General features: G+C 63.0%; 20 protein-coding genes. 13 read left to right on the top strand and 7 right to left on the bottom strand.

The genetic code is table 11. The annotated features are described in order from the left end of the window. The first annotated feature begins 44 nt into the window (after positions 1-44). The 7 genes from PD284_RS19865 (at position 45) to ydiK (ending at position 5,752) form a co-directional block, all read left to right on the top strand. Entirely contained in the window at positions 45-1,226 is a 1,182-nt protein-coding gene (locus PD284_RS19865; protein ID WP_274629866.1) for a cell wall hydrolase, read from the top strand. Between the two features lie 217 nt (positions 1,227-1,443). Next, positions 1,444-1,854: an AtpZ/AtpI family protein gene (locus tag PD284_RS19860; RefSeq protein ID WP_274629865.1), complete on the top strand. Its 411-nt coding sequence runs from the start codon at positions 1,444-1,446 to the stop codon at positions 1,852-1,854. 37 nt (positions 1,855-1,891) lie between these two features. Beyond that, positions 1,892-2,641 (top strand): F0F1 ATP synthase subunit A, encoded by a 750-nt coding sequence (locus tag PD284_RS19855; RefSeq protein WP_274629864.1) that lies wholly within the window; start codon positions 1,892-1,894, stop codon positions 2,639-2,641. Positions 2,642-2,715: 74 nt separating this feature from the next. Then, complete coding sequence (locus PD284_RS19850; protein ID WP_274629863.1) at positions 2,716-2,940, top strand: F0F1 ATP synthase subunit C; 225 nt, start codon at positions 2,716-2,718, stop codon at positions 2,938-2,940. 65 nt (positions 2,941-3,005) lie between these two features. Then, entirely contained in the window at positions 3,006-3,626 is a 621-nt protein-coding gene (locus PD284_RS19845) for a F0F1 ATP synthase subunit B (RefSeq protein ID WP_274629862.1), read from the top strand. A 5-nt stretch (positions 3,627-3,631) separates the two neighbouring features. Beyond that, complete coding sequence (locus PD284_RS19840) at positions 3,632-4,111, top strand: F0F1 ATP synthase subunit B (RefSeq protein WP_274629861.1); 480 nt, start codon at positions 3,632-3,634, stop codon at positions 4,109-4,111. A gap of 444 nt (positions 4,112-4,555) precedes the next feature. Continuing rightward, the gene (ydiK, locus tag PD284_RS19835) at positions 4,556-5,752 is read left to right on the top strand and encodes an AI-2E family transporter YdiK (protein WP_274629860.1); all 1,197 of its coding nucleotides are present in this window, start codon (positions 4,556-4,558) and stop codon (positions 5,750-5,752) included. A gap of 69 nt (positions 5,753-5,821) precedes the next feature. Here the strand turns inward: ydiK and PD284_RS19830 are convergent, their stop codons facing one another. From PD284_RS19830 to PD284_RS19800, 7 genes are all read right to left on the bottom strand, one after another. Beyond that, a complete protein-coding gene (locus PD284_RS19830; protein WP_274629859.1) occupies positions 5,822-7,084 on the bottom strand; it encodes a patatin-like phospholipase family protein in 1,263 nt (420 codons plus the stop codon). A 49-nt stretch (positions 7,085-7,133) separates the two neighbouring features. Then, positions 7,134-8,369: an HlyD family secretion protein gene (locus PD284_RS19825; RefSeq protein WP_274629858.1), complete on the bottom strand. Its 1,236-nt coding sequence runs from the start codon at positions 8,367-8,369 to the stop codon at positions 7,134-7,136. A 2-nt stretch (positions 8,370-8,371) separates the two neighbouring features. Further along, positions 8,372-8,935 carry a hypothetical protein gene (locus tag PD284_RS19820; protein WP_274629857.1) on the bottom strand — a complete coding sequence of 188 codons (564 nt, stop codon included), beginning with the start codon at positions 8,933-8,935 and terminating at the stop codon, positions 8,372-8,374. A 116-nt stretch (positions 8,936-9,051) separates the two neighbouring features. Next, the gene (locus tag PD284_RS19815; RefSeq protein ID WP_274629856.1) at positions 9,052-9,300 is read right to left on the bottom strand and encodes a hypothetical protein; all 249 of its coding nucleotides are present in this window, start codon (positions 9,298-9,300) and stop codon (positions 9,052-9,054) included. 262 nt (positions 9,301-9,562) lie between these two features. Further along, a complete protein-coding gene (locus PD284_RS19810; RefSeq protein WP_274629855.1) occupies positions 9,563-9,898 on the bottom strand; it encodes a response regulator transcription factor in 336 nt (111 codons plus the stop codon). A 140-nt stretch (positions 9,899-10,038) separates the two neighbouring features. After that, complete coding sequence (locus tag PD284_RS19805; RefSeq protein ID WP_274629854.1) at positions 10,039-10,734, bottom strand: response regulator transcription factor; 696 nt, start codon at positions 10,732-10,734, stop codon at positions 10,039-10,041. Then, a complete protein-coding gene (locus PD284_RS19800; RefSeq protein ID WP_274629853.1) occupies positions 10,731-12,587 on the bottom strand; it encodes a sensor histidine kinase in 1,857 nt (618 codons plus the stop codon). The genes PD284_RS19805 and PD284_RS19800 overlap by 4 nt, the downstream gene beginning before the upstream one ends. A gap of 302 nt (positions 12,588-12,889) precedes the next feature. Between PD284_RS19800 and PD284_RS19795 the strand changes: the two genes are divergently transcribed. The 6 genes from PD284_RS19795 to PD284_RS19770 all read left to right on the top strand — a co-directional run bounded on the left by PD284_RS19795 (position 12,890) and on the right by PD284_RS19770 (position 23,855). Next, positions 12,890-14,566, top strand: a complete 1,677-nt coding sequence (locus tag PD284_RS19795) for a tetratricopeptide repeat protein (protein ID WP_274629852.1) — start codon at positions 12,890-12,892, stop codon at positions 14,564-14,566. Between the two features lie 221 nt (positions 14,567-14,787). After that, a complete protein-coding gene (locus tag PD284_RS19790) occupies positions 14,788-17,520 on the top strand; it encodes a decarboxylase (RefSeq protein WP_274629851.1) in 2,733 nt (910 codons plus the stop codon). A gap of 93 nt (positions 17,521-17,613) precedes the next feature. Then, positions 17,614-19,305: an aspartate-alanine antiporter gene (gene aspT / locus PD284_RS19785; RefSeq protein WP_274629850.1), complete on the top strand. Its 1,692-nt coding sequence runs from the start codon at positions 17,614-17,616 to the stop codon at positions 19,303-19,305. A gap of 61 nt (positions 19,306-19,366) precedes the next feature. Further along, positions 19,367-20,980 (top strand): bifunctional aspartate transaminase/aspartate 4-decarboxylase, encoded by a 1,614-nt coding sequence (locus tag PD284_RS19780; protein ID WP_274629849.1) that lies wholly within the window; start codon positions 19,367-19,369, stop codon positions 20,978-20,980. A 9-nt stretch (positions 20,981-20,989) separates the two neighbouring features. After that, on the top strand, positions 20,990-22,684 hold the full coding sequence (gene aspT, locus PD284_RS19775) for an aspartate-alanine antiporter (protein WP_274629848.1): 1,695 nt from the start codon (positions 20,990-20,992) through the stop codon (positions 22,682-22,684). A gap of 49 nt (positions 22,685-22,733) precedes the next feature. Continuing rightward, positions 22,734-23,855 carry a porin family protein gene (locus PD284_RS19770; RefSeq protein ID WP_274629847.1) on the top strand — a complete coding sequence of 374 codons (1,122 nt, stop codon included), beginning with the start codon at positions 22,734-22,736 and terminating at the stop codon, positions 23,853-23,855. The last annotated feature ends 152 nt before the right edge of the window (positions 23,856-24,007 follow it).

Raw genomic sequence — 24,007 nt, 5'->3', positions numbered from 1 at the left:
TTGTCCTCTCCAGTGAGGGTTTGGTTGCGTTCTGGAGAGTGTCCGTGCAGCGATTTCGAGTGGCGCGGCGGGTGGCGTCTGCCTTGCCTGTCTCGCGATCCTTCCTCTCGCCCTTCATCGTCGGACTTGGCATCTGGATCGGCTTTCCCACGAACGCGGCCTATCAGGACATGACCAGCATGGTGGCGGGCCTCGAAAGCGGCAACGCGCGTTGGAGGGCCTTCGTCGAAAAATCCGTGGCCGGTTCTGTGCATGCAGCCGAGATGCCATTCTCCGATGGTGATCGCATCACGGGCTCCATTTCCGGGGCAGGGGTCGAATTGCCGGGCGTGGGCAAGGTCGCCTTCCGCGGCAAGAAGGGGACCGCCGCAACGCCGGACGAGGATCGCGTCAACCGCGCCGACAAGCAGGGGCGCGTCGTGGGCGTTGTGCCGGTGGCGCCGCCAAAGGCGTTCACCGCCGGCTCCATCTTCCAGCGCACCAGTTCGCTCCTGCGCCCGACCGTCGAGGGTGATCCCAGGATGGCCTTCGCCAAGCCCGAGATCGCGGGCAAGGAGATCCAGATCGCGGCGGCCTTCCATCCGAAGTCGGTCACGCCAAACCCGCGTGTGCCGGGCTACCTGCGGGACCTCGTCACCAACGAAAAGGCCGACATCCTGGCCACCGCCTATGCGCCGGCGGAACCGGACTACGCCAAGGCGTCGCCCTTCGCCGCCCTGCTCGAGAACGAGGATCCGAACGCCGGCCGCTTCATCCCTCCGGTGGGACCCGGCGACCATGCCTGGATCGAGACGCCGCTGCCGGCCTCCGTCTTCTCGGCAAAGGAGCAGCAGTGCCTGGCCAACGCGATCTACTTCGAGGCGCGCGGCGAAACGAGCCGCGGTCAGGCGGCCGTCGCCCAGGTCGTGCTCAACCGCGTCCGCAACCCGGCCTATCCGGCTACGATCTGCGCTGTCGTGTACCAGAACGAGAACCTGAAGAATCGCTGCCAGTTCTCCTTCGCCTGCGACGGCATCAAGGATCGCGTACTCAGCCCGTGGCACTACAAGCGCGCCAAGGAAATCGCCATGGCGGTGACCGCCGGCAAGATCTTCCTGCCCGAGGTCGGATCGTCGACCCACTACTATGCACAATATGTGAGTCCGGGTTGGGCGCGCGCCATGAAGAAAATGACCAAGATCGGCCTGCACATCTTCTATCGAACCCGCGGCGGCGGCTGGAGTTGACCGGCTTTCGCCGGTGAAGGTCGGGATTCGCATGCCCTGGCGTCGCCAAACCGGACGCGCATGATGTCGCACTAGGGTAACCCGCTGATTTTTCAGCGCTAATCCCCTCTGCGGAATACTCCCCCTGTGGCTTGACTGCCGGAAAACCCCTAACTATGTTGCGCGCGACTTAGAAGCGGGCAGACGGCGACGTTTCTGACCGGGTAAGGAGGTTGCGGTGGCCAATAGTGAACGGCCAAATCAGACCGGCAGCACCGAACCCGAAAGGAAGCCGCAATCTTCTGACCGTGACGGCGACCTCGAGCGCCGCCGCCGCCAGCTCGACGCGATTCTGGCAGAGAAGCGGCCGGCCGCCGAGGGCGAGACGGACAAACCCAAATCGGGCGGAATGGCCGGATTTGGAAACGCGATGAAACTGTCGAGCGAGTTCATCGCCGGCATTCTTGTCGGAGCGGGGCTCGGTTGGGTGATCGACTATTGGGCGGGGACTTCGCCCTGGGGGTTGATCGTCTTTCTGTTTCTGGGATTTGGCGCCGGTGTGCTGAATGTCCTGCGGTCGGCCGGAATGGTCGCCGAAGCGGACGCGAAGGCAGCGGCAGGTAAGGGCGGATTGCCGCCCAAGGCTTGAAATTTGCGCCGGAAGGCGCCGAAGTGAGGGGTTCGAGGTGGCGACAGATCCGATCCATCAGTTTCATATCTCGAAATTGATTCCGATCGAAATCGGCGGGATGGATTTTTCCTTCACCAACTCCGCTGCTTTCATGGTTGCGTCGGTCGCTGTCGCCGGTGCCTTCCTCTATTTGACCACGTCGAGCCGCGGTCTCGTGCCGAGCCGCATGCAGTCGATCTCGGAGATGTCCTACGAGTTCGTGGCGAACATGCTGCGCGACGCTGCAGGCTCGCATGGCATGAGGTTCTTTCCGTTCGTCTTCTCGCTGTTCATGTTCGTCCTTACTGCGAACCTGCTCGGCCTGTTCCCCTATTTCTTCACCGTCACGAGCCACATCATCGTCACCTTCGCGTTGGCGATGTTGGTCATCGGCACGGTTGTTGTCTACGGCTTCATGAAACACGGCCTAGGCTTCCTGAAGCTCTTCGTGCCGCAGGGCGTGCCGGGTATCCTGGTGCCGCTGGTCGTCCTGATCGAGGTGATTTCGTTCCTCTCGCGCCCGATCAGCCTCTCCGTCCGTCTCTTCGCAAACATGCTGGCGGGTCACATCACGCTGAAGGTCTTTGCTGGCTTCGTCACGTCGCTGAGCGCGCTTGGCGCGGTCGGCATCTTTGGCGCCATTCTTCCGCTGATCATGACTGTGGCGATCACCGCGCTCGAGTTCCTGGTGGCGTTCCTCCAGGCCTACGTCTTCGCGGTTCTCACCTGCATGTATCTCAACGACGCTCTGCACCCCAGCCACTGAGCCAGGCTGCAGCACGTATCACCGGCGGTTTCGCCAAAGCATTACAGAGTTCTAGGATCGACAAGGAGTTCGACATGGAAGTTGAAGCAGCAAAGGCAATCGGCGCGGGTATCGCCACGCTCGGCATGGGCGGCGCAGGCATCGGTCTCGGCCACATCTTCGGTAACTACCTGGCGGGCGCTCTGCGCAACCCGTCGGCAGCTGACGGCCAATTCGGCCGCCTGATTTTCGGCTTCGCCGTTACCGAAGCTCTGGGCATCTTCTCCCTTCTCGTCGCGCTGCTGCTGCTCTTTACCTAAGAAGCGGCGATCTGCGTTACGCGCCGTCCGCATCCGCGGCCGGTTGAAATGGACAGGGGAAGACCATGTTTGTGACACCCGGGTATGCGCAGGCAACCGCGCCGGCGGGCGGAGAGACGCAGGGAGCCGCGACCGGCAATCCTGCATCGCAGGCCCAAGGTACGGAAGCGGGTGCGCACACCGAACAGCCGGAAGGCGGCTCGTTTCCGCCCTTCGAGCCTCAGTATTTCCCCTCGCAGCTGCTCTGGCTGGCGATCACCTTCGGCCTGTTCTACCTGTTCCTGAAGAAGGTCGTTCTCCCGCGTCTGGGGGGCATCCTGGAGCTGCGGCGCGATCGCATCGCCCAGGATCTCGACCAAGCTGCGCGGATGAAATCCGAGGCGGATGCTGCCGTCGCTGCTTATGAGCAGGAACTCGCCGAGGCGAAGCTCAAGGCCAATGCGATCGGTCAGGAGGCCCGCGACGGCGCCAAGGCGGAAGCCGAGGCGCAGCGCAAGGAAATCGAGAAGGGCCTCGACGCCAAGCTTGCTGAATCCGAGGCGCGCATCGCTTCGATCAAGGCTGCGGCGATGAGCGAGGTTGGTTCGATAGCCGAGGAGACGGCTGCAGCCATCGTCCAGCAGCTGGTCGGCGGCAAGGCCGACAAGGCTGCTGTCGCGGCCGCGGTCAAGACAGCACGGGGTTAGCGATCATGGACGCCACATTCTGGGCCACAGTCGCCCTCGTCATCTTCCTGGCCCTCGTCATCTACATGAAGGTGCCGGGGACCGTCGGCAAGTCGCTCGACGACCGCGCCGGCAGGATCGCCAACGAACTCGAGGAGGCACGCCGCCTCCGCGAGGAAGCCCAGCAGCTTCTGGCCGAGTACCAGCGCAAGCGCAAAGAGGCCGAGAAAGAGGCCGTCGATATCGTCGACGCCGCCAAGCGTGAGGCCGCAAGCCTCGTCGAGGAGGCGCACAAGAAGACGGAAGAATATGTCGCCCGTCGTACGGCGATGGCCGAACAGAAGATCGGCCAGGCTGAGCGCGACGCGGTCAACGAGGTGCGCGCGACCGCTGTCGACATTGCGGTCGAGGCCGCCCGGAAGGTGCTGGAAGGCACCGTCGACGCGAAGGCGAGCGCTTCGCTCTTTTCTTCCTCAGTCCAGGAACTCAAATCCAAGCTCAACTGAGCGGATCGAATCCAGACTACGAGAAAGCCGCCTTCCGGGGCGGCTTTTTTGTTTGATGCGGTGCATGTGGGTGTCAGTCGCGTCGCCCTCGTCACGCGAGCCGACCCCGATGGCCCTGAGTACAATTGCCAGCGCCAATGCGATGTCTACGGTGCCGGTGCGTATTTGGAAATTCCGGGGAGCGCTGGCCGCGCGGTTGAGGAATGCGGGCTTGCGCCGGTGTCGGGGCGGGGGAGGCGGGTTGCGTTCCGAATGCGACGATGCGCGGGGCGCCGGACGTCGCGCAATGCAAGTGCGCTCTTGGTCGAGGCCATGGTTTCCGTGCCGTTGCCGTCGTCTGTCGGCGGGGAATATGGTCGCCAGAAGCGAGGCCGCGCCGAGGCGCACCAGTCGTTTCAGCTGATTGTGTTGCGCGCCGCTCGTCGCGGCGGGAGGTTCTAGCCAATGACGAACAATCATCAGGATATCGGCCGGATTACCCTCACCGTGTTGTTCATCGGTGGCCTCCTGGTCGCAAGCTTCTGGATAATGCAGCCGCTTCTGCCAGCCATCCTGTGGGCGACGACGCTGGTCCTGGCCACCTGGCCGCTGATGCTGTGGGTGGAGCGGCGTGCCGGCGGTCGCCGTTGGGTAGCCGTCGTGGTGATGACGCTCACCATCCTCCTGGTACTCATCGTCCCGGTCTGGCTGGCGATCAGCACAGTGGTCACTAATATCGATCTGTTCGGCGATCTGTTGCGGACTGTGCTGTCCATGCGGGTGCCGCCGTTGCCGGATTGGGTCGCAAACCTTCCTCTGGTCGGCGCTCCCATCGTCAACGCTTGGGGCAAGCTGACCGCTGCCAATGTGGAGCAACTGACGCCCAAGCTCTCGCCATACGTCGGATCGTTGACGCAATGGCTCGCGTCTGCTGCCGGCAGCTTGGGCGGGATGCTGGTGCAGTTTCTGCTTACGACGGTGATCGCCGCAGTCATGTATGCCGGCGGTGAACGGGCAGGGGCCTATCTGGTTCTCTTTGGGCGGCGGCTTGCGCGCGACCGTGGTGAAAGGGCCGTATACCTGGCTGGGCAGGCGATCCGCAGCGTGGCGCTCGGCGTCGTCGTCACCGCATTTGCGCAGAGCATCATCGGCGGAGTGGGGCTGGCGGCGGTAGGCCTGCCTTTCGCCGGACTGCTGACGGCGCTGATGTTCGTGCTCTGCCTCATCCAGCTCGGACCCGCTCTCGTCATGGTTCCGGCTGTCATCTGGCTCTACTACACAGGTGACATCGTATGGGGAACCGTGCTGCTTGTCTTCACGCTGGTTGCGGGGACGATCGACCAGGTCATACGCCCGATACTGATACGGAGGGGAGCGGATCTGCCACTGCTGCTCATTTTTGCAGGGGTCATCGGCGGGCTGATCGCGTTCGGGTTCCTGGGCATCTTTATCGGTCCGACCGTGCTGGCCGTGACCTACACCCTGCTCAACGCCTGGATCGCCGAGGGAAGCGCTGAGAACACGACGCATAGTGCCGCGGTCGACGGCCGGGATCAGGAACTCGTCGTCGGCGGCCCCACGGGTGTGAAAACACCGGCCCTTCGGGCTGAAGTCGCAGGTGAAGCACCAGGCGCAGACCCGCAGTTGCGCGCCGGGGAATGATGATCGGCGACGGTCGGATATCTGCCTGATCGCTCGCTGCGCACCGTCCGCGCAGACCGACGCAATCGGTCAATCCTCATAGCCTGGAGGCAGTTTTTCCCAGGGCATGCCGTTTCGCGCCATAGCGTATCCGGTCTGGTAGAGGGCGTTCATGTACTTCGGATCGAAAGGCGTTTCTTCGGCTTCGGTGAAGGAGGTGGGCATGGCGATGAAGTTGAAGTCGACACCGTCTCGCCTCGACATGGTGTAGAGCCGGTAGATGTCGCCAACGCCCTGGGTTTTCAGGAGCGACGAGATGGACTTGCCGGCGATCGGCAGGAGCCGGTGCTTGACGACGCTGAATTCCGGCGAGGTACGACCGTTGCGGATAACGTAGAGGCGCCGCTTCATCCCGGAGACCCCAAGCTTCCGGTCGATGCTCTTGAGGGACAGGCTGGCTGGCATCAGAAAGACCTGGTTGCTGGTGCCGCCATCGACATGCATCTCGTCGTATGTCCGTCCGTCCGCCACGACCTTGATGTCGACTGGTGGAAACACGCCGGGAATTGCGGCCGATGCCAGCACGACGTCATGGAACAGCTTGTCTCGCCCCGGGACATTGCTGGCCGCGATCGCCCCCATGTTCCAGATCACCGGCCGCTCGGCGTCGAGGTTCGTCGTGCCGATCAGCAGACGCCGCCCCTTTGTATGTTCACGGGCGATTCGGTCGATCACCTCGGGGGTCATGTACTTCTCGATCATCCGCCGCAGCGGCATGTTGCTCGTGAACGAACCTGTCCGGAGTGCGGTGAACAGGTTGTTGCGCTCGTAGATGTCCTTGCCGTCGACGGTCGTGAAGGCTTCGGTCAGCTGTCCGTCATATTCCGGTCCCAGAAAGGCGAAAGGCGCGATCAGCGCGCCGGTGCTGATGCCGGTCACGATGTCGAACTTCGGCCTGTCGCCATGGGCGGTCCAGCCCGACAGGATGCCGGCGCCGAACGCGCCGGAGCTGCCGCCGCCGGAGATGGTCAGAGCGTTGACCGACTTGAGATTAATCGAGGGATCGGTCCGGGCCGCCGCGGTGCGTTGCTTCCGGACCGCTATGACTTCCTGTTCGGTAACCCCGCCGCGATCATCTCCCCATATGCGGATCGGCCCGTAGCCGACGACCTGCGCGTTGTCGACGAGGAGTTGCGGAACTGCATCCCGGATGTCGGTACCTCCGACGCAACCGGCGACCGCCACGGATATGAAGGCGGCAATGAAGGCTCGGCACAGCGCGCTCCGCCGCAAGCGGCGCGCCATGCGCGGGGCTGAAGCTGATGGCGGCACTGCCTGCTCCTTGTCCGTCATGCTCGATGGCCGGCACTACCCGCGCCGATCTACCGGCCGAGTAAGCCCGTCAGTGGCCTCCCGAGAAAACCAGTGTTTTGATTGGGAGCAGCAATGCCTGGATTCTGAGAACGAGGGCGTGGACGAGCCCGACCGTATCGATGACGTGGAGATACACCCGCGTCAGCGTGCCCAGATCCTGCGTTGCGAGTATCTCGTGGTTGTTTGTATAGGCGTTGGCAATGCAACTGCTGCCGGGCATGACGCCTTCGAACCCGCCCTCGAAGAGCGGTTCGAGATAGACGGTGATCGTTCCCTGGCCGACTGTCTGCTGAGCGTCAATCAACTGGTCGGACGCGCGGACCTGGCCTGCCGCGATCAGTGACTGCACGTTTGTAACGACCATAGGAATGATTGTCATCGGCTTGGAAACGCAGGTGACCTCGGCAACCATGCCGACCGCCATCACCTGGGCTTCCAGCTGGTTGAAGCCGGCCAGCAGGCCCCATCGTCCAGCCTCCGCGGGGACAAGGACACCCGCCGGCCGCATCAACGGGTTGACGACGTCGCCTCTGCGGAGCGTGAACTGCTCCAGCGTGCCGTCGATGCCGGCCCGCACGATCATCTTGTCGAGTTCGACCTGTGCCTGCTTGAGCTGGGCTTCGGCGCTGGCTTTCTGCGATGGAAGGACCGAAGAGATTTCGGTCTCGATCGTTTGCTTGCTGGCAACGGACGCAGACAGGCTGGCTTGCCTCCCGTTGACGAGGTTCTGCAGCCTTTCGATCTCGCGGCGCGTGACGGAGGGAGAGTTCCGCTCCATCAGTTCGGTCTTCGTGGCGAGTTCGTCCACCGCCTGCTGATATGCGCTCTGGGCCTCGCCGATCTGGGCGTCGGAAACCAGCAGTTGGGACTTGGCAAGGGCGACCGATGCGTCAACCTCCGCGAGGCGTCGACGTGATGTTTCCAGCGCCGCCTCTTGCTCCGAGCTGTCGAGCCTGAAGATGGGTTGGCCGGCCTTGACCTTGTCCCTGAGGTTCACGAAGACCTCTTCCACGCGGCCGGACCCCTCGGGAAGGACTGGCACAGTCCGGTAGTACGAAACGGCGTTCGACGTCGACGGATGGTAGTAGAGGATCAGCGTGAAGAGCATGATCGTGAGGGCGAGACACGTCGTTATCCCGTATCGCAGCTCATACCACACCGTAAACAGCGTGATCTCGTGGCCGATCCTCTTTCCCTGTACGAAGCGTCGATAGAGGAAATCGGGGAGGATGGTTACGACAGAGCAGAGAAGCAGCTCAATCATGCTCAACTCTCCTTGTGCTCCGGACGAGGCTGTTTGCCGGCAGCGCTCCCGCTTGGCGCGTGTCCGCTGTTGACAGTCGCCTGAGGGGTTGCGTCGTTCAGGTGGCTGCCGCCGGTCCCAATCGGACCTGGTGGAGGCGTTTCGGCGGGCGGCGTTCCCCATGCGATCTCCTCCTGCGCCCCGGAGGCCGGCGCGTCGGTCCGCGAGGATGATCCAAGCCGTCCGGCCATCTTGGCCAGCGACTCGGCCATTGTCACGAGCGGCGCATGGAGGTCGGGGATCGGAACGAACGCGAGGAGCAAAGCCGCGATCCAAAAGGTGTTGTTGTGAGTGAACAGACCCAAGAGCGCCAGCACGGACACGACTTCGAACTGCAGTTTGCTGGCGTTGCCATGCGCGAGATGTTCGGGCAGCGCGTGCAGCTTGAAGTAGAGGCTTCCCAGTCCCACAACCGCGAGGACAAGGAAAATGACGCATCCGATCATGAACACGTCCGATTGTCCCGGCGCCGTTATGAACACGGGCAGGTGCTCAGGGGCTGCTGGATGCATCACGACGTTCGTCATCACCGCTCATCCCTTCCGGACCGCGTTTTTCGACGCGCCGGCCTCCCCGGGGTCGGCGACCTGCGCGTCGCCTGTCGCCCGTCTATTAGCCGTGTCGGGCACTTCGCAGCGGTCGATCATCCACTCTTCCGCCCCTCTGTGTCCAGTAGATGCCGGATGATCTCATCCTCGGTCTCCGCAACGAGAGACGCGTACTCGGCGATCCGGCTTGAATTCTTCGGCTTTTCCTTCCTCAGCCGGGTGAGCGTCTCTCGCGCCAGCCTATAGTCCTCGCACAGGTCGCGCAGCACCTCATCTGTATGCAGTCGGGACTTGATGAGGTCGGCAACATCCACGAACCGAGCCAAAGCGGCGCTCAGGGGCATCGACCGATTTTTCGCATCCGCCATAGGACCATAGTCCCTCGACCACTCTGGTCAATCCGTTTCATGGTGGGCCTCCCCGCTGGTCGAACGCAAGTAAGTTACTGTAGCGGGATCCCGTCGGCGGGGGATGCCGGACTGAGCGCTGACGACCTTCGGTCGGCGCCGGGCCGCGCGCTGGCCGGGCGACGGGGCAGGGGCCACCGGAGTCCCCTTCAGAGCGCCTGTCCTCCACTCCGAGCTACAGCTGCGCTGACTGCGTCCATCAGTGCTTTCGCCGCGAACGGCTTCTCGAGATACGCGCTGCAGCCTGCGGCGGCAGCGGCCTGCGCATCGTTTCACTGTCGTTGGCCGTCACCAGGACGACCGGAACCTGTATGCCGGCGTCGGACAGCCGGCGCAGCAGGTCGATCCCCGTCATGCCGCCCAGCTGGATGTCCACGATGAGGCACGCCGCCTCGGAGGGATCTGCCTCCGACTCGAATTTTTCGGCGGAGGCAAAGGTTCTGACCTGCAGCCCATGCGCCTTGAGCAGCCGCTCGAGCGCCTTCAGGAAGCCGCTGTCGTCGTCGACCACATGTACGAGCTTGCCAGTCAGCATGGCGATCCGGTTGTCCGACCCGTGAGCGCATGTCGGCTTGAGGCGACAACGCGCTATGGCTGGAAACTAGATAGCCGGGCGGCGCTCTTTGGCTATTGTCCTGACGGACAGGCCAGAGTGGCCGGCAACCTGCCGACAGCTTAGCCCCGGTCGACGGCTGGGAGCGGCGGCTTGCCGGCTGGCCATGCGTCGCCGGCAACTGAGGCTGCGCCAGCCGGAGGAGCATCGACCAGCAGGCCGAGACGCTCCGCCATCGAGACGAGATCGGCGACCGACCTGGCGCCGAGTTTGTCGAAGATGCGCTGGCGGTGCGCCTTGATCGTCCGCTCAGTGATGCCAAGCGATTGCGCGGTCTGCTTGTTCAATCTGCCTCGAACGACATGCTCGAACACCTCCCGCTCGCGCACGGTAAGGGTGTCGAGCAGGGACCGCGCGCTCTTGAGCCATTCCCGCTGGGTCTGTTCCGAATCGTATCTTCGAAAGGCGCGGGCGATGCTGTCGAGCAGGACGGGCCCGGGAACAGGTTTTGTCAGGACATCCTCGGCGCCGGCCTTGATTGCGCGGACCGTGGTGGGAACGTCGCCGTGTCCGGTCAGGAAGACGATCGGAAAGGGGTCGCCTGCCGCACTCAGACGGGTTTGCAGGTCGGGTCCGCTCAGCCCCGGCAGTCGGACGTCCAGTACGATGCAGCCCGCTTCCATGCCGTGGCGAGCCTGCTCAAGGAAACTGTCTGCAGACTGATACTCGGCGGTATTGTAGCCGTGCGCCCGCAGCAGACGGCCGATGGCAGTACGAAACGCTTCGTCATCGTCGACAATGTGGATCGTGTAGCTCATTGAACTTCCTCGGCCGGCGACTGAGTCAGCGGCAGTCGGACCCGGAAGATGCTGCCTCCGCCGCACTGGTTTTCGGCGTGGATGGAGCCGCCATGCGCCTCGATGATGGTGCGGGCTATCGACAGTCCCATCCCCATCCCATGGGTCTTGGTGGTGTAGAACGGATCGAAGACATTGCCCAGCTTGTCGGCGGCTATGCCGGGACCGGAGTCCGAGACGGCAATCTCGACCAAGGCATCGCTGAGCCGGGCTGTGCTGCCGACGACCATCCGCCGCGACCCTCCCCGGGCATCGCCGATCGCTTCGATGCCGTTGATGACGAGGTTCAGAACCACCTGCTGCAACTGGATCGTGTCCCCCCGGATGCCGAGAGGTCGCGGTTCTAGACGCTGGGTGAGATCGACATCGCTCGCCGACGCTTGAGCGGAGACGAACTTGAAGACCTCATCGACCACCTGATTCACGTCGACATCGTGCGGCTCGACCTGTGCCTTCTTCAGCAGGCGGCGCAGCCTGGAAATGACGTCGCTCGCCCGCTGGGTGTTGCGCCTGACGTCGCCCAGGATTTCCTTGATCTCTTCGACGTCCGGCTGCGGGGAGCCTAGCAGCAGTTCGGCGGTTTCGGCATTGGCGAGCACCGCGCCGAGCGGCTGGTTGAGCTCGTGCGCAATGGATGCGGAAAGCTCGCTGGCCGTGGCCTGTCGGTTCACATGCGCCAGTTCGCTCAATCTCGCGCGCGCTTCGACCTCTGCCTTTCGCCGCTGCTTGTGCTCATAGAGCAAGGCCGCGATGAGGCCGCTCTGCAAGAGCAGAACCAGCGCGATGCTGGCCACCTCCTGGGGATATTGCCGCCAGATGGGCAGGACGCGGTTGCGGATCTCGCTGCCCGCGGGAAGGCGGCGCTCGTCCACGCCCCATCGCTTGAGCTGACGCCAATCGAAGACCGGCTTCATAGAATCCCCTACGGCGATGGGGATGCTGGCGACATCCCTGCCGTCGAGAATCTCAAGTGCGAGTTCCGCGGCTTCCGTTCCAATGAGCGCTGGAAACGCGACATAGCCCCCGACCGCCCCGCGACCAATGTAGCTTTCGAGGGGCGCCACGATCGGTCTGTTGGCCGCCTCGGCGATCAGGGCGAGCGCATCGGTGGGTGGAAAATACGTTCCGGCCCCGTCGGAATAGCCCGCTGTGTAGAGGATGGCGGTGTCGCTCGATAGTGCGCTGACGCGCCGCCGCTGCTCCGGCATCGGCATGCCGGTGAGATCCATGACGTCCAGTTCCTCTTCGATCGCCGGAATCTCGTCTGCGAAGTGCCTAAAGACGGGCTGATCCTCAAGGTGGTCGCCGAGGAGCGCGACATGCCTGAGGGAAGGCACGACAGCGCGCCCGGCCTCCACCATGTCGCGCAGCCGCAATCTCGTCATCCTGCCCGTGACGTTGTGAGGAAGCGACAGGCCGGCGATCGTCGCTTCATCGACGAACGCAAACACCACCGGAACGTCCGGCCACAGATCCGAACGCCAGCGCAGGGCGTACTCGAGTGCGGCAGCCCCGACGGCGACCACGGCCCCGATCGGCTTGTCGCGATACTTTGTGACGAGGTGCCGCTGCAGGCTTTGCTCGTAATCCTCTCCGCCGAAACGGCTGAGGTCCAGGTTCTCGGCATAGAGTGTGACCGGCGCAGAGGCGGGATCGTTCACCTTCGAGCGCAAGCCGTTGAAGATCGCGGCATAGAAGGGGCCCCTCACATCCGACTGCTCGAGAACCAGGATCGATCTCGTCCGTGGATCAGCCGCCGACGCCTCCGGGACCAAGGACATCAGGCAAAGGAGGACGACCCAGCCGAGGAACATGGAGCGGGGAACGCGCCTCCGACTTCTGCCTGACAGTTTGCGGGTGGCTGCTGCAAAGCAACCATACCGCGCATTCGGTCTCTGAATGCGCGTGTGAGAACGTACACCGGCCATTTGCTGGTGCGCTGTTCCTTTTATGCGAGCCTCCGGACGCTGTTACCTGTCCTTCCGTACATTGTCCCCGCGGACAACGCACGCACGGACAATAGGAGAACCCATCGCTCAAGGTTAAGCTCGCGCCTGTTCTTGTAAAAGTCAACGGCGGGCGCTGCCGGTGGCCGGCTACGCTGTGGAGGGTCAGGATGACGTCCAGTGCCGAGCTGCGGCTCGTGACTGCGCCTCAAGATGCCTCACAGGCGTTTGCCCAGACCGAAGCGACAGTTTTCGAAGCCAATTCCGCGGAAGACGTTCGTGCGGAGGTCCGGCGGATCGTCGGCTCGGTCCAGTTCGATGCATCGGAACGCAATCGGCGTTTCCTCGAATATGTGGTCGAGGAAACGCTGGCGGGAAACGCGCATCGCATCAAAGCCTACACCATCGCGACGACAGTGTTCGGTCGCGACGTCCACTTCGACCCCCAGCAGGATCCCGTCGTCCGCATGGAGGCGAGACGACTGCGCCGCTCGCTGGAGCGCTTCTATCTGACTGAAGGCAAGCACGGCGCGGTTCGGATCACCATGCCCAAGGGCGGGTATGTACCCGAATTCTGTGACGAACCGGAGCATGCAGCGCCGCAGAGCGGTTTCGACGCAGAGAGCCACAGCGGCTACGTGTCGTCCATTCTGGTCAAACCGTTCGAGCTCGAAGGCGACCAGTCCATATTCCTGAGCTACGAGCAGGGTCTCACGCGCGAGCTCATGATCGGGCTTAGTCGCTATCCGCATCTCCGCGTCTACGGATCGAGGTCCCATGGGCGCGCCTCGGCGCACGACGAGGAATTGATGCATATCGAGCGCACTGCCGACTTCGTGCTCTCCGGCAGCAAGGCCGTGCTGGCCGACAAGCTCCATGTCAAGGCGGTGCTGCATGAGGCAACGACGGGACGCGTCCTTTGGGGGCAGCGCTTTCAACGGGACCTTCCCCCCCAAGGCACTCTGGGCGTCCGCGACGAGGTGGCGAACGCGATCGCGCGCACCGTGGCGGAGCCCTTCGGCGTCATCTTCAATCACAAGGCACGCAGGTCCGCCGGACAGGATGACCGTGCGCCGGGCGTGTCCGAATGTATGCTCCTCTTCCATCAATACCGCCGCGCCTACCGTCGCGATCTCTATCGGCCGGCTCGCGAGGGTCTCGAACGTGCCGTCCTGATCGATCCGGATTGCGCGGAAGCCTTTGCCCGCCTCTCGCAGCTCCATACGGATGGCCATCGCTTCGGGTTCGCTGTCGGAGATTCTCCGGCCATGCTGCTGGGACAGGCGGTGGCGCTTGCGCAAAAGGCGATCGAGATCGCGCCGGATTCGAGCAGCGGGTACCACGCCCTCGGCATGGCCTGCTGGTTCCAGCAGGACGTGGGGGCGAGCCTGAAGGCGTCCGAGACGGCTCTCGCGCTGAACACCAACGCTGTCGAGGTGATAGCCGAGCTTGGGCTCTATTGGTCGCTGCTGGCCGAGTGGGAGCGCGCCCTGCCGCTCCTCGAGAGCGCATCGGCGATGGAAGCCGGACATGTGACGGGTCATCACGTCGGGCTTTGCCTCTATCACTTCATCGGCGGTCGCTTCGAGCAGGCCCTCGCCGCCGCGCGGGACATTCATGCGCTGGACGTCACGCACGGCCATGCCCTGCAAGCCATCTCGCTGTTGCGGCTGGGGCGGCGAGAAGAAGCCGCGGCTGCGGTCAGATCGGTTCTCGCCATCGACCCACATTACGGTCACGACGTGTTGGCCGACGTGGGTGGAGGCAACGTCCATCCCGACCTTGGCGCCCACATAGAAGAAGCGTTGGCCGATGCCGGTCTTTCGGCGGCCGCCTCGCGGGGCTGAGGCTGCGACAATGACTATGCACGCGGGCAGCGGGGCAAACGACGCTACCGTAAGTTACCCTCTGATCCTTGATCCGGTTTGCTCCGCCTCCCACCATTCCGCGGAAAAGTTGGCGGCACACGCAAGCAAATCCAGGACGGGGTACGATTTTGGCTCCGAAGCGATCGAAGGAAGCAAGCAACGCGCAGCGCGCTGATCGAAATCAGCCGGGAGAGAGCGTCATGGCCAAGACCCGCGATGCATCGGATGAACGGGAGCGAATCGACCACTTCTTTTCCATGCCCGCGGCGCGCGCCGACAAATGGCGCGAGCTCACCGCCATCGCCAACGACTGGGCCGCCGGCACGGCCGACCGTTCCTCGGTCGAGGCGACCCTGGATTCCCTCGGCGCGATCGAGGAGTTTCATGCTTTCCCAGGCAGGAGGCTGACATCGAAGCTGCGCGAGCGGCTCCATGCCGACGCGGCGGAATCCTTCGCGGAACTCGCTCGGCGGCTGTCGCGATCGGTTGTCACCCGGCAATACAAACATGATGCGGCCGACTGGCGGAGCGACGAGGCTGCTGCCGAGCTCGATCAAGGGCTCGTCGCCACCTTCGAAACCAATGATGGCCGGCGACCTTACTTCGAAATGCTTCTGGTGACGCCGGAAGCGGCGATGCGCAACGCGACGCTGATCGACGAAATGCGACGGCTGCGACGGCCCGAAGACGCATTCATCTACGAAGCCGTGCAGGTCGCCTCCTTCGAAGATGCAATCAGCGCCGCCATCATCAACCCGGCGATCGCGGCAGTGACCATCTACGAAGGCTTCGCCCAGAGGTCCCGGCACGATGCGCCGATGCTGAGAAGATTCCTCGACGCCACCGGCTTCGGCGCCTCCGAAGTGCCGGAACGGGATCGGCCGCTGGCGCTTGCAAACGCGCTGAAGCGGATCCGGCCCGAGCTCGACATCTACCTTCTGTCGGATCGGCGGGTCGAGGCGGTTGCGGGCGACGAACGCGCTGCCGCCGTGCGCCGCGTTCTTTATTCGGTTGAAGAGCTCCTGGAGCTTCACCTGACCGTTATGGAAGGGATCGCCGCGCGGTTCCGCACGCCTTTCTTCGACAACCTGAAGAAATACGCGATGCGCCCCATCAGCACCTTTCACGCCCTGCCGATCGCACGCGGAAAGTCGGTGCTGAAATCCGACTGGATACGCGACATGGGCGAGTTCTACGGCCTGAATCTGCTGCTGGCAGAGAGCAGCGCCACGACGGGAGGTCTCGACAGCCTTTTGGAGCCGACCGGAAACATCAAGCAGGCGCAGGAGATGGCCGCCCGTGCCTTCGGCGCCGACCGTGTCTTCTTTGTGACCAACGGGACCAGCACCTCGAACAAGATGGTTCACCAGGCGCTGGTGGCACCCGGCGACATCGTCATCCTCGATCGCAACTGCCACAAGTCGCACCACTATGGGCTCGTACTGGCCGGCGGACAGCCTCTCTATGTCGAGGCGTTCCCGATGACCGAGTACTCGATGTACGGCGCGGTCCCGCTGGCAAGCATCAAGAAGGCGCTGTTCGATTTGAAGGACGAGGGCCGTCTCGACCGCGTCAAGATGGTCGACCTGACCAACTGCACCTTCGACGGGCACATCTACAACACCCGCCGTGTCATGGACGAATGCCTGGCCATCAAGCCCGACCTGATCTTCCTATGGGACGAGGCTTGGTTCGGCTTTGCCCGCTTCTCTCCGTTCCTCCGCGCGCGGACGGCGATGGGAGCTGCGGCCGATATCGAGAGCTGGATGCGTGATCCGAAATCGCTCGAAGCCTACGAGCGCCAGCAGGCCGAGCTTGGAAAGTCTCCATCAAGGGAAACCCTGCTCGCAACGCGCCTGATCCCCGACCCGAGGCAGATCCGCCTGCGCGTCTACCAGACCAACTCCACCCACAAGTCCATGTCGGCGCTGCGCCAAGGGTCCATGGTCCTGGTCAAGGACGTCGACTATTTCACCGTCGAGTCGCAGTTCCGGGAAGCCGTATTCACGCACGCCTCCACCAGCCCGAACCAGCAGCTCATCGCGAGCCTGGACATTGCGCGGCGGCAGATGGAACTGGAAGGATATGGCCTTGTGGCCAATGCGATCGCGATCGCGCTCGCCATTCGCCATGAGGTGAACTCGCATCCGCTGATCTCAAAGTACTTCAAGGTGCTCGGCGCCGAAGGAATGATCCCGGCCGAGTTCCGCAACAGTGGTTTCGTCGACTTCCTCGAGCCCGGGGTGACCTGGGTGGACCAGGTGCGCAGCATGCGCGAGGACGAGTTCTGTCTCGATCCCACCCGCATCACGCTGGTCTGTGGAACTGCCGGTTTTGATGGCACCGAGTTCAAGGCGCTGCTCGCCAACACCTACGACATCCAGCTCAACAAGACGTCGCGCAACTCGGTCCTGCTGCAGTCCAACATCAACAACACACGCAGCGACATCGCACATCTGATCCGGGTGCTTCTTGAGATCTCGCACGGCATTGAGGCGCGGTTTGCCCAGGGCGGCCAGGTCGGGCGCGACGCGTTCGACGCGCGCGTCAAATCGCTCATGAAGGACGTGCCCGACCTGCCGAATTTTAGTCACTTCCACCAGATTTTCAGGGGCGACGCGGGGAAGCTCACCCCCGAAGGCGACATGCGCTCGGCCTTCTATGGCGGCTACGACCCGGCCGCCTGCGAGTATGTGCCCCTGAATTCCGAGGAATGCGACAAGCGACTGCGGGACGGGCCTGAGATGGTTTCCGCCAACTTCGTCATCCCGTATCCGCCGGGCTTTCCCATCATGGTTCCCGGCCAGGTGATCACCAGCGAGACGATCGACTTCATGCGCAAGCTCGATGTCAAGGAGATCCACGGCTACGAGCGGACGAAAGGGCTGAAGCTCATAAATCCAAAAGTGGTTGCGGGCAAGGCGCGCAAATAGGCGTGGGGAACGGCCATCTGCGACCAGCGGGGTCGTTGGAACTCGACCAGGTCCCGGAGATGAACGCGCCGTAGTCGTGGAAGAGGGTGGATCATGTTTGAATGGTTTGCAAATACCCTTCGTCAGTATCCGGAAATCGCCATCTTTCTCTCGCTGGCGCTTGGATACTATTTCGGCTCCTTTACCTACAAGGGCCTCGGCCTTGGGGCGGTAACGGCGACACTGATCGCCGCGGTCATCATCGGCCAGCTCGGCATCGAGGTCACCGGGCCCCTCAAGCCGTTCTTCTTCCTGATGTTCCTGTTCGCCATCGGCTATTCCGTCGGGCCCCAGTTCGTCCGCGGCATCGCCAAGGATGGCGTTCCGCAGGCGGTGTTCGCCGCTGTAGTGTGCGTGCTCTGCCTGCTTGGCGCGTTTCTTGCGGTAATACTGGCGGGCTACGACGTTGGCTCTGCGGCAGGGCTCTACGCCGGCTCCCAAACGATCTCCGCATCGATGGGTTTGGCGACCGACGCCATCAACCGTCTTGGCCTGCCCCCTGAGGAGACGAAGACCCTGCTTGACGGAATGCCCGTCGCCTACGCCGTCACCTACATCTTCGGCACGGTCGGGTCAGCCGTGATCATTGCCTTGATCGGCCCCGCTCTGCTCGGCATCGACCTGGAGGCTGCATGCAAGCGGTATGAAGAGGCGCATGGCGGAAAAAAGGCGACGGGCGGTCCGGGGACGGCATGGCACCAGTTCGAACTGCGTGCATACCGTGTGAGAAAGAACGGGCGGGTCGTCGGCAAGACGGCGGCTGAGATCGAGCGCATGGTGCCGGAGCACCGGATCTACATCGAGCGTTTCCGTCGTGGCGACAAGATTGCTGATGCAACCTCGGACACTGTCATCCAGGAAGGCGACATCGTGGCCGTTGTCGGCCGGCGCGACGTCCTGGTCGACCTGATCGGCGTGGAGGGGGAGGAGGTCGACGACCGCGAGCTGCTTGCGGTGCCCATCGAGGGCCTCGACGTCTACGTGACCAACAAGGAGGTCGACGGACGAAGCCTGACCGAGCTGGCGCAGTCGCCCTGGGCGCGCGGCGTGTTCTTGCGGAAGATCACGCGGGGCGCGACAGCGACCGATATTCCGATCCTGCCCGCCACAGAGATTCATCGCGGCGACATCCTCACGCTCGTGGGGCGCACCCAGGATGTGAGCCAGGCTACCAAGGTGCTCGGCTATGCGGACAAGGTGACCGATGTCGCCGACGTGATGTTCATCGGAGCGGCCATTGCGATCGGCGCCCTGGTGGGTGCGCTCGTCTACAATGTGGGCGGTGTCCCGCTCACCCTGTCCACGTCGGGCGGCGCCCTCATCTCCGGCCTCTTCTTCGGATGGCTCCGGTCGGTCCATCCAAGGTTTGGGCGAATCCCGTCGCCCACCGTATGGTTCATGAACTCCGTCGGTCTCAACGTGTTCATCGCCATTGTCGGGCTTTCGTCGGGTCCGAAGTTCATCGCAGGACTTCAGCAACTCGGCTTCGGCCTGTTTCTCTGGGGCATTTTCGCCACCACGCTCCCTCTGATCGCGGCGATGTACATCGGCAAATACCTGTTCCGGTTCGACGACGCCATCGTACTCGGGGCGGTCTCCGGAGCCCGCACGACAACGGCTTCGCTTGGCATGGTCACTGATCGTGCGAAGAGCCAGATCCCGGGGCTGGGCTACACGGTGACCTATGCCGTCGGAAATACGCTGCTGACGATCTGGGGCATGGTTCTGGTCATCCTGCTCACCTAGCGCGTCCCCTTGCGCACCTAGCAGCAGATCTTCGCCTGCTTTCAAACGGAAGGAACATGCCATGGCTGACCTTTTGACCCTTCGCAAATTCGAGGCGCTCAGCCCATTCGAGATCAAGGACGAGCTGATCACTTTGGCCAAGGAGGCCTCAAAGACCGCTCAAATGGCCTTCCTGAACGCGGGGCGAGGCAACCCAAATTGGATCGCCACAAAGCCGCGAGAGGCGTTCTTTCTGCTTGGCCAGTTCGCCATCACCGAGAGCAAGCGCGTGATGGACAAGGCGCCCGGCATCGGAGGGATGCCGCAGGCGGACGGCATCGCCCGGCGACTGGAGAAATGGCTGGACAAGCACGACGACATGCCCGGCGCCGCCATGCTGTCGGAGATGGTTAAGTTTGCGGTCAAGAAGTTCTCGTTCAAGCCCGACGCCTTCGTTCATGAACTGGTCGATTCGATCATCGGCGACAACTATCCGGTGCCGGACCGCATGCTCGTCCATAACGAGCAGGTCGTGCACGAATACCTGATGTGGGCCATGTGCGGCGAACCGCGCCCGGCCGGCAAGTTCGACCTCTTCGCGGTCGAGGGCGGCACGGCGGCGATGTGCTACATCTTCAAGTCGCTCAAGGCCAATCGGCTGCTTCTCCCCGGAGACACCATTGCGCTCGGCACGCCGATCTTCACGCCTTATCTCGAGATCACGCATCTCGAGGATTACAACCTCAAATATGTCGAGGTGAGCGCGCCCCAGGAGAACAGGTTCCAATACTCGGACGAGGAGATCAAGAAGCTCGAAGACCCCAAGGTGAAGGCGTTCTTCATCGTCAACCCCGGCAACCCCACGGGCATGGGAATGGATCGGGAAACGCTCGCGAAGATCGTCAACCTCGTGAAGACGAAGCGCCCCGACCTGATGCTCCTGACCGACGACGTCTACGGGACTTTCGTCAACGGTTTCCGCTCCCTGCTCGGCGAACTCCCCAGGAACACGATAGGCGTCTACTCCTTCTCCAAGTATTTTGGCTGCACCGGCTGGCGCCTCGGTGTGATCGGCATCCACGAGGACAACATCTTCGACGAGATGATTGCCAAACTGCCGGCCGATCGCGCAAAGCCGTTGAACAAGCGCTACGCGCCGATTTCGCTCGAACCGCAAAAGCTCAAATTCATCGATCGCCTTGTCGCCGACAGCCGTGACGTCGGCCTCAACCACACTGCCGGCTTGTCACTGCCGCAGCAGGTCATGATGACGATGTTTTCGCTTTGCGAACTCCTGGACGAGGAAAAGGCCTACCAGAAGGCCTGCATAGAGATCGTGCACAAGCGCTTCAGGTCCTTGATCGAAGCGCTGGGACTGGAACTGTCGCCCAATCCAAACTACGACGCCTACTATGGCCTGATCGATTTCGAGTTCTGGGCGCGCAAGAATATCGGGGACGATGCCGTCGCGTATCTGAAGAAGAACGTGCATCCGCTCGACCTTGCCTTCCGGCTCGCCGAGGGGCACGGCATAGTTCTCCTGAACGGGGGTGGATTTGACGCACCCGAGTGGTCGATGCGCGTCTCGCTGGCCAATCTGCCCGACGAGGCATACGAGAACATCGGCAGGGGCGTGCGCGCCATCGCCCGCGGCTATCGGGACGTGTACGAGGCTTCCAAGCGAGGGGGGAAGTAGCGCGGCCCCATGCTATCCTGGCTCGAGCAGTTCCTGGTCCGGTATCCCGAGCTCGCGCTCTACCTCGCGATTGCTCTCGGCTACTACTTCGGAAGTTTCAAGTTCGGGACCTTTTCGTTCGGCCCGGTGACGGGGTCGCTCTTCGCCGGGATTCTCATCGGGCAGTTCGCATATGTGCCCGATTCGCCGATGACGAAGTCGTTCCTGTTCCTGCTCTTCCTGTTCGGGATCGGATACTCCGTCGGTCCTCAGTTCCTGCAGACGATGCGAAAGGACGGACTGAATGCGGTGCTGCTTTCGCTCGTCTGTACGGGCGCAGGACTGGGCGCCGCTTATGCCGTGGCGATGGTTCTCGGCCTCGACGCCGGGTTCGCTGCGGGTCTGCTGTCCGGCTCCCTGACGCAAAGCGCCGCCATGGGTACGGCGACGGAGGCCATAGGGGCTCTCCCTTTGGCGGACGTCGATCGCGCCCGCCTCGTTGCGCACGTGGCCGTAGCGGATGCGGTCTGCTACCTGTTCGGTGCGGTCGGAGCGATCTGGTTTTGCAGCGTCGCCGGTCCCAAGCTGTTGCGGGTCGACCTCGTGGCGGAGGCGAAGAAGCTCGAACAGCAACTCGGTATCGAGCGCGAGACGCCGGGCGCGGTGTCGGGCTATCGTCAGTTCGAAGTCCGGGCCTATGAGGTGGACGACGACGGCGTTGTGGTGGGCAAGTCGGTACTGGACGTCGAGAGGCTCGTGCCGCAGAGCCGCCTCTTCATCGTGCGCATCAGGCGCGGCGGCGAACTCATCGACGCCCGTCCCGACCTTGTGCTGGAGGCAAATGACATCGTTGCCGTGACCGGCCGTCGCGAGGCCATCGTCGAACTGGTAGGAGCTCACGCCGAAGAGGTGGATGATCGCGAATTGCTGGACGTCCCTTTCCTCGTGGTCAGCGTCCTCTTCACCCAGCCGTCGGGCCGGACGATCCAGGAGATCGCCGGAGAAGACTGGGTGCGAGGGCTCTATCTGCGTTCCGTCAGCCGCGGCGGCGTCGAGGTGCCGCTAGCCCCCGAACTGCGGCTCGAACGAGGCGATGTCTTGACCCTGGTCGGGCCGGAATTCGTCGTCAACAACGCCGCAGCGCGTCTCGGGCCGGTGATCGCTCCGTCGACGGCGACGGATTTCATCGTGCTCGGCCTGGCAATCTTCATCGGCGGTCTGGTGGGCACGCTCATACGGTTTCCGCTGGGCGGCGTCGTCGTTTCGCTGGGAACGAGCGTCGGCGCCCTGATCGCCGGTCTGGTTGTCGGCCACCTCAGGACCCGCCACCCGCTTTTCGGGCGGATCCCCGACGGCGCCATCGCGCTCATGACCTCGCTCGGCTTGGCGGCGTTCGTCGCGCTGACCGGGCTGCATGCCGGGCCGGTCTTCGTGTCGGCGATCAGGGAAGTCGGGCTCGGCCTCTTGCTGGGGGGCGCGGTGGTGACGCTGACGCCGCTGCTGGTCGGGCTGTTCTTCGGCCGCTACGTACTGAAAATGAATCCCGTGCTGCTGCTTGGCGGCGTTGCAGGCGCGCTCACGATGACGGCGGCAATGGCCGCCGTGCAGAGCCAGTCGAAAAGCCCGGTCGCCGTGCTTGGCTACACCCCTGCATATCCCGTCGCAAACATTCTTTTAACTCTTTGGGGAACCATTATAGTGATTGCGGTGGGCGTTCCTTCTTGAGTCGATCAAGTCCTGCAGCGGAGATTGAAACGGTATGAGGAACCACAAGGTGCCATCGTTCACCCTCGCAGGTGTTGTGTTCCTTGGCATTGCGGCTGTGCATGGCCCAGCCTCGGCCGAAGGATTGAAGCCGATCGAATACACGTTCGGCGATGGGACGGTCATAAGATTGTACGGCCAGATAAACATGGGCGTGCTCAGCTATGACGACGGACAGGTAACCGACACCAATTTCGTCGACAATGACAATTCCAGTACCCGCGCGGGTCTGCAGATGTCCTCAACCAGAGGTGACTGGAACTTCGGATCCACCTTCGAGGTTGAGTATCAGCCGCTGGCGTCGAACGACGTGAGCCAGGTCAACCACACGCCGGACTGGGACTTCGGGCAGAAAAACATCCGCAAGGCCGAGATCACCATGGCGAATGAACGCTTCGGCAAGCTGTGGCTCGGGCAGGGCAGCATGGCCAGCGACGGCACCGCCGAAGTCGACAAGTCGGGAACCACCGTCGTCGCCTATGCCAGCATTCCGGACACCGCCGGGGGCTATTTCTTCCGTTTCGAAGACGACGATCTGTCGGACATCCAGGTTGGCGATGCCTTCTCGGACTTCGACGGATTGGGGCGCAAGTTCCGGGTGCGGTATGATACGCCGAAGTACAACGGCTTCGGACTGCGCGCGTCCTACGGCGTCGACTGGGTCGCCGACGACGCGGACGCCCAGTATGACATCGCAGCAACCTACGATGGCGATTTCGACGATTTCGTGCTGGGCGGCGCGATCAGCCTCTCGCGCAATGAGACCAACGACACCAACTTCCTCGCCGGATCGGTTTCGGGACTGCACAAGGCTTCCGGGATCAGCCTGACGCTGGCCGCCGGCCAGGAGGACACGGACGGGCCTTCGGGCTACTACGGTTATACGAAACTCGGCTACGAGCGCGATTTCTTCGACATCGGCTCCACCGCTTTTTCGGTCGACTACTATCTCGGCAAGGACATTGCCGCCGAGGCTTCCGATAGCCAGTCCGTCGGGTTGGCGGCTGTCCAGAACATCGATTCGGCAAACCTCTCGCTATGGCTGCTCTGGCGTAACTACAGCTACGACGACAACAACGGCGAATACGAGACCAGCCAGGCGTTCTTCGGCGGCGCCCTGTTCAAGTTCTGACGGCCTTCCGCTGAAGCCGGGCGCTCCGCGCTCCGACCCGGCGGTCGCCGCGGATCGCCGACGTTTCGGTCATGCATTGCTCCCCGCAGGCATCGGCCTCGCGGTTGATTTGCCGACGGCAAGCGGCCGTGCGCGCTACGGTAACTTACCCC

It is taken from the genome of Mesorhizobium shangrilense, from assembly GCF_028826155.1.
Lineage (GTDB): Bacteria > Pseudomonadota > Alphaproteobacteria > Rhizobiales > Rhizobiaceae > Arvimicrobium > Arvimicrobium flavum.
The sequence above is the reverse complement of the archived record's forward strand: the minus strand, read 5'-3'. Positions and strand labels throughout refer to the sequence as shown.

Excerpts from the sequence above, each read along its gene's own strand:
- PD284_RS19850 (WP_274629863.1), top strand. The coding sequence starts at position 2,716 with ATGGAAGTTGAAGCAGCAAAGGCAATCGGCGCGGGTATCGCCACGCTC.
- PD284_RS19845 (WP_274629862.1), top strand. The coding sequence starts at position 3,006 with ATGTTTGTGACACCCGGGTATGCGCAGGCAACCGCGCCGGCGGGCGGA.
- PD284_RS19840 (WP_274629861.1), top strand. The coding sequence starts at position 3,632 with ATGGACGCCACATTCTGGGCCACAGTCGCCCTCGTCATCTTCCTGGCC.
- ydiK (WP_274629860.1), top strand. The coding sequence starts at position 4,556 with ATGACGAACAATCATCAGGATATCGGCCGGATTACCCTCACCGTGTTG.
- PD284_RS19830 (WP_274629859.1), bottom strand. The coding sequence starts at position 7,084 with ATGACGGACAAGGAGCAGGCAGTGCCGCCATCAGCTTCAGCCCCGCGC.
- PD284_RS19825 (WP_274629858.1), bottom strand. The coding sequence starts at position 8,369 with ATGATTGAGCTGCTTCTCTGCTCTGTCGTAACCATCCTCCCCGATTTC.
- PD284_RS19820 (WP_274629857.1), bottom strand. The coding sequence starts at position 8,935 with ATGACGAACGTCGTGATGCATCCAGCAGCCCCTGAGCACCTGCCCGTG.
- PD284_RS19815 (WP_274629856.1), bottom strand. The coding sequence starts at position 9,300 with ATGCCCCTGAGCGCCGCTTTGGCTCGGTTCGTGGATGTTGCCGACCTC.
- PD284_RS19810 (WP_274629855.1), bottom strand. The coding sequence starts at position 9,898 with ATGCTGACTGGCAAGCTCGTACATGTGGTCGACGACGACAGCGGCTTC.
- PD284_RS19805 (WP_274629854.1), bottom strand. The coding sequence starts at position 10,734 with ATGAGCTACACGATCCACATTGTCGACGATGACGAAGCGTTTCGTACT.
- PD284_RS19800 (WP_274629853.1), bottom strand. The coding sequence starts at position 12,587 with ATGTTCCTCGGCTGGGTCGTCCTCCTTTGCCTGATGTCCTTGGTCCCG.
- PD284_RS19795 (WP_274629852.1), top strand. The coding sequence starts at position 12,890 with ATGACGTCCAGTGCCGAGCTGCGGCTCGTGACTGCGCCTCAAGATGCC.
- PD284_RS19790 (WP_274629851.1), top strand. The coding sequence starts at position 14,788 with ATGGCCAAGACCCGCGATGCATCGGATGAACGGGAGCGAATCGACCAC.
- aspT (WP_274629850.1), top strand. The coding sequence starts at position 17,614 with ATGTTTGAATGGTTTGCAAATACCCTTCGTCAGTATCCGGAAATCGCC.
- PD284_RS19780 (WP_274629849.1), top strand. The coding sequence starts at position 19,367 with ATGGCTGACCTTTTGACCCTTCGCAAATTCGAGGCGCTCAGCCCATTC.
- aspT (WP_274629848.1), top strand. The coding sequence starts at position 20,990 with ATGCTATCCTGGCTCGAGCAGTTCCTGGTCCGGTATCCCGAGCTCGCG.